Source organism: Ferrovum myxofaciens (genome assembly GCF_000735045.1).
GTDB classification, from domain to species: Bacteria; Pseudomonadota; Gammaproteobacteria; order Burkholderiales; family Ferrovaceae; genus Ferrovum; species Ferrovum myxofaciens.
Genome location: NZ_JPOQ01000364.1, coordinates 1 through 1234, shown reverse-complemented (window position 1 = coordinate 1234; position 1234 = coordinate 1). Strand labels below are relative to the sequence as shown.

At 44.7% G+C, this 1234-nt stretch carries 1 protein-coding gene; it reads left to right on the top strand.

Features of this window, described 5'->3' with window-relative positions; all coding sequences use genetic code 11:
* The coding region (locus IV91_RS0114045) for a Fic family protein (RefSeq protein ID WP_084190127.1) at positions 1 to 962 on the top strand (962 nt) is incomplete at its 5' end.
* Between the last annotated feature and the right edge of the window lie 272 nt (positions 963 to 1234).

The following is a 1234-nucleotide window of genomic DNA, read 5'->3' as shown; positions in this document are numbered from 1 at the left end:
TGTACGTCAAGAAGGAAGCTGTGCTGAGCTCGCAAATCGAGGGGATACAATGTACGCTTGACGAAGTGTTGCAGCACGAAAAGGACGCCGAGGGGGTGCGTACCAAGGCTATCGGTGAGGTTGTCAATTATGTGAACGCCATGAATTACGGTATCAAGCGCCTCGAAACCCTGCCGCTTTCATTACGCCTCATTCGCGAAATCCACGGACATCTGCTGCATGGTGTGCGAGGTGAGCATAAAGACCCAGGTGAATTTCGCCGTACCCAAAATTGGATCGGGCCACAAGGCTGCACTTTGGCTACTGCAACATTTGTTCCACCACCTGTGCCAGACATGATGGAATCGCTGGCAAACTTGGAATTGTTTTTACATGACAGGACGAGCATGCCGCTGACAGTTCAATGTGCGCTCATTCATGCTCAATTCGAGACCATACACCCCTTCCTCGATGGTAATGGGCGTGTTGGGAGATTGATGGTTTCATTGTTGCTTCATGAGCGAAGTGTGCTTAAACAACCTCTGCTCTATATTAGTCTCTTTTTGAAAGAGAATAGGGCAGAGTATTATGACCGGCTCATGGACGTTCGTAGGAATGGCAATTGGGAGGGCTGGGTCAAATTCTTTCTAACCGGGATCGCGCAAGTCAGTAATGAAGCAGCTGTTACCGCTCAGCGGATCGTCAAGTTTCGGGAGGAAACGATGATTAAAACACGGGCATTTGGGAAAAACGAGTTAGCGCTGGTCGACTTGCTGTTCGAGTATCCAATCATCGACATCAGAACAGCAGAACGATTATTGGATTGCACCTATGTCACAGCATCAACCTCATTACAGAACCTTGCAAAGGATGGTTGTGTGAAAGAGGTAACGGGTCAGAAGCGGAATAGGCTTTACAAGTTTGTGGGCTACCTTGATCTTTTTGAGCCAGAAGCACGGATTGACCGTTTAGATCATGCCTAAAAGCGACAGCAACTTAGACGCTTGCATAGGATATTCATAGGAGGTTCGTCGTCTTGGTTAAAAATAAATTATCAATATAATCATGTAAATATATTTTATTTTTGGCGATGATTGATTGACGTCTGCGTTAGGTGTTCAAGAGTTAACCCGCCTTTAACGAAATAAGCGAAAATATCGACAATTTTTCCGAATTAATTTCTATAATGCATTGATTATAAAGTATTTGCGTTTTTTGTTTTTGACGATATCTCTGTGTAGTGCCATAATATTTT